General features: G+C 62.3%; 6 protein-coding genes and 1 pseudogene. 3 read left to right on the plus strand and 4 right to left on the minus strand.

Annotation, left to right across the window (positions count from 1 at the left end; genetic code table 11):
* Nucleotides 1-175: 175 nt before the first annotated feature.
* Complete coding sequence (locus AC30NL_RS08125) at nucleotides 176-775, plus strand: M15 family metallopeptidase (protein ID WP_489463500.1); 600 nt, start codon at nucleotides 176-178, stop codon at nucleotides 773-775.
* 172 nt (nucleotides 776-947) lie between these two features.
* The gene (locus tag AC30NL_RS08130; protein ID WP_489463501.1) at nucleotides 948-1,907 is read left to right on the plus strand and encodes a M14 family metallopeptidase; all 960 of its coding nucleotides are present in this window, start codon (nucleotides 948-950) and stop codon (nucleotides 1,905-1,907) included.
* A gap of 217 nt (nucleotides 1,908-2,124) precedes the next feature.
* On the opposite strand, the gene AC30NL_RS08135 is transcribed toward AC30NL_RS08130, so the two are convergent.
* From AC30NL_RS08135 to AC30NL_RS08145, 3 genes are all read right to left on the minus strand, one after another.
* A complete protein-coding gene (locus tag AC30NL_RS08135; RefSeq protein ID WP_489463502.1) occupies nucleotides 2,125-2,511 on the minus strand; it encodes a hypothetical protein in 387 nt (128 codons plus the stop codon).
* 235 nt (nucleotides 2,512-2,746) lie between these two features.
* Nucleotides 2,747-3,193 carry a GNAT family N-acetyltransferase gene (locus tag AC30NL_RS08140; RefSeq protein WP_489463503.1) on the minus strand — a complete coding sequence of 149 codons (447 nt, stop codon included), beginning with the start codon at nucleotides 3,191-3,193 and terminating at the stop codon, nucleotides 2,747-2,749.
* A gap of 76 nt (nucleotides 3,194-3,269) precedes the next feature.
* Nucleotides 3,270-3,566, minus strand: coding sequence for a hypothetical protein (locus tag AC30NL_RS08145; RefSeq protein ID WP_489463505.1), 297 nt, complete (start codon nucleotides 3,564-3,566; stop codon nucleotides 3,270-3,272).
* On the opposite strand from AC30NL_RS08145, the pseudogene AC30NL_RS08150 reads away from it, so the two are divergent.
* A pseudogene (locus tag AC30NL_RS08150) lies at nucleotides 3,477-3,727 on the plus strand (transposase); the annotation flags it as partial. The gene AC30NL_RS08145 and the pseudogene AC30NL_RS08150 overlap by 90 nt on opposite strands.
* A 387-nt stretch (nucleotides 3,728-4,114) precedes the next feature.
* Here AC30NL_RS08150 and AC30NL_RS08155 read toward each other — a convergent pair.
* Entirely contained in the window at nucleotides 4,115-5,524 is a 1,410-nt protein-coding gene (locus AC30NL_RS08155; protein WP_489463504.1) for a hypothetical protein, read from the minus strand.
* Nucleotides 5,525-6,288 lie beyond the last annotated feature (764 nt).

Below are 6,288 nucleotides of genomic sequence, written 5' to 3' on the forward strand. Positions count from 1 at the left end.
AATCGGCTCGGTTTGACCACTTGCGTCAACGATGATTGGCCCCTCGCTTCCTCTTCAAAAGGTCGTATTGTCGGTACGTTGGGCAAACTGAGAATTGCTGGCGATACCTCAGCCCGACCGGGGGGGCAGGCGTGGCGGTTATCCTCGGTCACATCGCCATTTCACTCATCTCCTGATGCGCTGCGAGGACATCGCTTCCAACCCGGCCTTCCGTCCCCTGTCGTCGGTCTCCGGCCCTGCGGTCGACCTGCGCTATGCCGGCCTGCGCAACTTCGTCGGGCGCGATCTCTACGGCGCATTGGATTGCGCCTGGCTTCACCGGCTGGCGGCAGAAGGACTGGAGCAGGCAACTGCCCGCCTTCAGGTCGAGGCCCCAGGCCATCGGGTGCTCGTGCTGGACGCGCTGCGTCCACATCGCGTGCAGGTTCAGTTGTGGGAGCACCTCGACGGAACCGGGCTGCGCCAGTACGTGGCTGATCCCGCGCTTGGGTCCATCCACTCCTTCGGCATGGCCCTGGATGTCCCGCTGGTCGACCCCCAGGGCCGCGAGCTCGACATGGGCAGCGGCTTCGACGAGATGACCGAGGTGTCTCACCCCCGGCTGGAAGCGGTGCACCTGGCCAAGGGCGTGCTGACTTCGGCTCACGTGCGTCACCGTCAGCTGCTGCGCAATGCGATGGCAGCCGGGGGTTTCAACGGCATCGAGAACGAGTGGTGGCATTTCGACATGCTGGACCGCAAGCATGTACGGCAGCATTTCACTCGCGTGGACTGAGATGCTGAGAGCCTGAGAGAATTTCGATCATGCCCGCTCATCACGTCAAAGGACCCCTGCTCGTCGTTGCAAATGCTTGCCGTCGTCCGGGCCATGGCTGCTCATTGCGCATAGATCAGCCGCCTTCTGACGTGCTGCCCGGACTCGCTCGAAATACCCTCAGCCTCTGACGATGCGCGCCTTCGAATCCATTCACTTTGCCGCGGCGGCGCCCGGCACGCGGCTGATCGTGACGGGCGCGGTGCATGGCAACGAAACCTGCGGCACCGTGGCCATCCGTCGCGTGCTCGATGACATCGCAAAAGGGCGGCTGGAGATCGCCACCGGCGAGGCTACCTTCGTGCCGGTGACAAATCCGCTGGCTTACGAGCGGCAGCAGCGGCAGGGCGACCGCAACCTCAACCGCAAGCTGGTCCCTACCGATGATCCGCGCGAGTTCGAAGACCACGTGGCAAACTGGCTGTGTCCGCTGCTGGCGCGACACGAGGTGCTGCTGGACTTGCACTCCTTTCACACCGCCGGAGCGCCGTTCGTGATGGTGGGCCCCGAAGACAATTCCGGCGCGCTGGAACCTTTTGGCCATGCCGCACGCGAGGAGGCGCTTGCCGTGCGACTGGGCGTTCGCCGCATCGTCGACGGTTGGCTCGGCACCTATGCGTCTGGTGTAGAGCGCCGACGCGCTCGACATGCGAGCGAAGGCGATGTGGCGCTGGACCTGGATGCCGACTATGGCGTTGGCACCACCGAGTACATGAGGCGCGTTGGCGGCTGGGGCTTTACGCTCGAATGCGGACAACACGAGGACCCGCGAGCCCCGGAAGTTGCGTACCGGGCAATTCTGAATACGCTGGCCCACCTGCGCCTGATCGACGCGCCCGAACCGTTACCGGCCACCGATGTGGAGGGGCTGCGGTTGTTTCAGGTGATCGACAGGGACCACGCCGACGACCGCTTCAGTCATGATTGGGCGAGCTTCGATACGGTGCGTGCCGGGGAGCTCATCGGCATCCGCCATGACGGCACGGCGCTGCTGGCTGAATCCGATGGTCGCATCGTCTTTCCCAATCCTGCCGCCGAGCCGGGCCAGGAATGGTTCTACCTCGCACGTCCTCACGAGCGCTTTGCCGCCTGAAGCAACATCGAGGTGCCTGACCAACGCTTAGGACATGGCCCGTAATAATTTCCCGTTTTGGGGGCGCTGGGCGGGCGCGCGACATCGTGGGACTCTTCGACAACATCGGTCATGGGCTGCTGATGAAAGCGCTGGACAGGCACCACCCGGACGACTGGGTGAGGCTGACCACCATATCGTCAAGCCCTGGTTGTCGTCGAAGCTCGATCGATCAGCCTCACTTCGCCGGTTTCTTTGACGACTTGCGCGCGGCGTCGAGGGCCGCCGCCTTGGCCGCATGCTTTTCGGCGCGTGACTTGTGGTCCTTGGACTGCGTGGAGGCCTTCGCTTGCGGGCGTTCCTTCTTGAGCTTCGGCTTGTCCTTGGCCTCGGGGTGATGCGTTCGCACCAGACGGTCGGCGGCGCTCGGCTTGGGCAGCAATGCCTTTGCCTCGCGCTTGTCGCGCTCCTCTTTGAGCAGCCGGCGCTGCTCGATCAGGGCCTGCTCGTCCTCGGACGGGTCGTGGTCCGCCCCGCGCGTTTCTACCCGGCGCTGCATCGCGCGATGCAGCGCCTGACCGTTTGCCGAGATCCGCTGGGTTAACGATGCGATACGAATTGGCATGTCGTGGCTCCTCGTGGTGGCGAATGGCCACTGTAGGTCAGAGCAGCGGGCGACGCCAGTCGTTTCGTGACATCGTTTCCTTGGGGGCCGACCAGGATCTCCCATCGCCCAGTCTTCTTCAAGAACCTTGCCACCACGCTCAAGACCCACCTCGATGCCGTCGTGCGCGGCATGCTGGACAACCGCAGAGCCCAGGAACGGACTTGTGCAAGCCAAGCGCGCCGCCCGGCGGCGTTCAGTTCGGGGTCATCATCTCGATTTCGCAGTGTTCCTCGAGCCAGTCGGCCGCCGGCCCCGCAGCTTCTTCGGCAACACCTTGGTGCCATAGGTCCGGCGTGCACAGCACTTCAAGGTCGAGCCCTTCGATCGACGGTCGTGCCAGCAAAGCGCCAATGAACAACGAGCTCTCGCGCTCGACGATTCCCCAGGCCAAGGTAGTACCGGCGGCGCATTGCATCTCGAGGAGGAACGCTTCGCGCAGCGCTCCGTCGCGCGACTTGTCCTCCATCCACGTCACGTACTCGGCGAGACGTTCGTCCTGCAACAGCCCCTCGGCCAGCTCACGCACCTGGGCCGGATTTAGCGGCACGATCAGGAAGCGCTCGGTGTCGAAGGTGGGCAGCTTGGAACGCAGGTGCGCCGGCAGCGTCGTCTCGTCGGAGGGGAATTGTTCGGAGTGCATGGATGCTTTCAGTAGTGTCCGGTTTATTTGGTGCCAGTCGGCCGCAAAGCCAATGCTGACGCGGGTTTCGAGAGATTCATGGGTGTCCACGATTTGAATTTCGGATTGCCGTTTTGCAATGCTCGCGGGTTTGATTGACCCGGGGTGTTGACGCATGAACGTGGGCAAGACGCTTTTCGCACAGGTGATGGAGTTCGTGCCATTGAAGACCTTCGGGAGAATCATTGACGTAGCCGCGACCCATCACGTAGAAAGCACCCGCCTCCACGGGCAGGATGTCCAACACAACACCAGCCTGCCAGCCCTGACGATCGCCGCGCTCTACAAGAGCCGTTGGCAGGTCGAGCTGTTCTTCAAATGGATCAAGCAGCATCTGCGTATCAAGCGATTCCTGGGCACGAGCGAGAACACGGTGAAGACGCAGATCTGGGCGCTGTGTCCACCCCCGTACTCATCGCCATTGTCAAGAAGGAGCTTCATCTCGATGCTTCGCTCTACACATGTCTACAGATCTTGTTGGTCTCAGTCTTCGAGATGTGAATGAAGGAATGACCGTCCAAATTAGACCCTTCTCCGGCACACACCATGGCGTTCAACCGAAATGCTGTTTGAGTAGACGAAGAACAGAGCCACTACGCCCTTCGAGCGCCACGCCGACGACGGCGTGTGCCATTGCAGCAGTCTGAGCCAGGCGCGGGCGCTGAAATGATGTCGCCAAGAAAAGCTCTAGCACTCTCAGTGCGAGAGGCGGTCGCGCTGAGAGACAGCCAGATGCGTCATTGCCGCAACCAGCCCCTCTATCGCAAAGGCCCTGTACTCGATCTTTTGTCGAGGCCGAGGGCAGCGGTGACGAGTCTTTCGTGCTGAGAGACATCCAGATGCGTCATTCCTGGGCCAAAACCGGCCATCGCTTGGGCTTGTTCATAGTGGTCTGTCCGAGCTGTCTGAGCTGTCCGATCTGTCCGATCTGTCCAATCTGATGGTGGCGCAGAAGAGGCGGTAGCGCTGGTCCTCGGTCAGGTGCGCCGCTTGCGCACTTAGCGCCTCGATCGCCCAAGACTTCGAGCTGTCGCTGAGGCCGATGGCGGCGACGACGAGGCTCTCGCGCTGGGCTTCGCTCAGGTGAGGCACTCCCGCGGCCAGACCGGCTATCGCTTTGGCCTGTTCGAAGCTATCGCCCAGGTCGATCGTAGCGGCGACGAGGCTCTGGCGCTGGAGTTCGCTCAGATACGCCACTCCCGCGCCCAGCCCTTCTATCGCAAGGCCTTTGCAGTGGTTATTGTCCATGTCCATCGTTGCGGCGACGAGGCGCTCGCGCTGGTCAACGCTCAGATGCGCCATTCGTGCGCCAAGGCTGGCTATCGCTAGGGCTTTGTTGAGATAGGTGAGGTCGCCGATGGCGGCGACGACGAGGCTCTCGCGCTGGTCAACGTTCAGATGCGCCATTCCTGCGCCAAGCCCGGCTATTGCTAAGACCTTGTTATGACCCGTGAGGCCGATGGCGGCGGCGACGAGGCTCTCGCGCTGGGGTTCGCTCAGGTGCGCTACCCCCTCGCCAAGACCGGCTATCGCAACGGCCCGGTCTCTATGGTCCAGGGCGATCGTAGCGATGACGAGGTCTTGGCGCTGGGCCCCGCTCAGATGGGCCATTCCTGCGCCAAGACTGGCTATTGCTCGACCCTTGTCGCGGTAGACGTGGCTGATGGCGGCGGCGACGAGCCTCGCACGCTGGCCCTCGGTCAGATGCGCCATTCTTGCGCCAAGATCAGCTATTGCTCGAGCCTTGTCGCGGTAGCTGAGGCCGATGGCGGCGACGACGAGGCGCTCGCACTGGCCTTCGCTCAGGTGCGCCACTCCAGCGCCAAGACCCGCTATTGCTAAGACCTTGTCTTCACCGTCGATGCCCATGGCGGCGTCGACGAGGCGCGCGCGCTGGGGTTCGCTCAGGTGCGCCACTCCCGCGCCCAGGCCGGCTATCGCAACGGCCCGGTCGAAGCTATGTTCCAGGTGGATCGCAGCGTCTACGAGCCATCCGCGCTGAGCCCTGCTCAGATGTGCCATTCCTGCGCCAAGACTTGCTATTACTCGAGCCTTTTTGAATTCGGTGAGGCCGAGGGCGGCGTCGACGAAGCGCTTGCGGTGGTCCTCGTTCAGGCGCGCAACTTTCGCGCCCAGCGCGGCTATCGCTTCACTATCGCCTGAGTCGATCGCGGCGGACACAAGGCATTCTTGCTGCTGCGGACTTAATAGTCCGAGCAAGGAAGCATACGCCCTGACACGGCGTGGGGTGAGCTGGCTGCCGGCGCCGATCTCACGTTCAGCGGCTTGCATCAGGAGACCCAGCCGTCGGTATTTCGGGAAGGAGTCGACTCTATGCACCAGACGCCGTAGAGCGCGAGATGTCTGCGACAGGGCGACCATATGTCGGGCCCGCGAAGGTGCGTCGCTCGACAAGTGCTTCAGGATCTCCTTCTCGAAGATCTCCGCTGGAAGCTTTGCGAAAGGTGCTTCTCCTCGTGGCGCGATGCCGCCCGAAGACGATGTCCGCGCTATCAATTCGGGCGGCCCGGACAGGCCGCTCTCTCGGGTCGTTCGTGATTCCTGTGCGGGATCGCCTTGCTGTCCCGTCGCTGCGGTTGGTGAGTGTCGCGTACCTGTGACTGGCCTGGAAAATGAGCAACCCACGATGATTTTCTTGTGAACCCGATGTGAATGGAACTGACGGGCCAAAGTAGACCCTTCCACGCCCACAAACCATGGTGTTCAGCCGAAGTGCTGTTCGAGTACACGAAGAAACAGACCCAATGCTTGCGGGCTGGCGGTCAGAGGCTGAGAGTAGTTCGATCATGCCCGCTCATCAGGCCAAAAGCCCCCTGCTCGTCGTTGCAAATATATGTACTTTCTTGAAGCAACGGCAAGCGTCTGTGACGAATGAAACCAGATTGCATGAATTGCGCTGGTACGTAGTCGCGGTCCCATCATCGACGTTGCTTCGGACATGGCCCAAAACAATTTCCCGTTTTGGGGGCGCAGGGCGGGCGCGCTGCGGCGTTGCTCCTCGCTTGTGTGGCTCGCCACACGGCGCTCGGAGCGCC

Source organism: Rhizobacter sp., assembly GCA_021153565.1.
Lineage (GTDB): Bacteria > Pseudomonadota > Gammaproteobacteria > Burkholderiales > Burkholderiaceae_C > Albitalea.

Excerpts from the sequence above, each read along its gene's own strand:
- AC30NL_RS08130 (WP_489463501.1), top strand. The coding sequence starts at position 948 with ATGCGCGCCTTCGAATCCATTCACTTTGCCGCGGCGGCGCCCGGCACG.
- AC30NL_RS08155 (WP_489463504.1), bottom strand. The coding sequence starts at position 5,524 with ATGCAAGCCGCTGAACGTGAGATCGGCGCCGGCAGCCAGCTCACCCCA.
- AC30NL_RS08145 (WP_489463505.1), bottom strand. The coding sequence starts at position 3,566 with ATGCTGCTTGATCCATTTGAAGAACAGCTCGACCTGCCAACGGCTCTT.
- AC30NL_RS08140 (WP_489463503.1), bottom strand. The coding sequence starts at position 3,193 with ATGCACTCCGAACAATTCCCCTCCGACGAGACGACGCTGCCGGCGCAC.
- AC30NL_RS08125 (WP_489463500.1), top strand. The coding sequence starts at position 176 with ATGCGCTGCGAGGACATCGCTTCCAACCCGGCCTTCCGTCCCCTGTCG.
- AC30NL_RS08135 (WP_489463502.1), bottom strand. The coding sequence starts at position 2,511 with ATGCCAATTCGTATCGCATCGTTAACCCAGCGGATCTCGGCAAACGGT.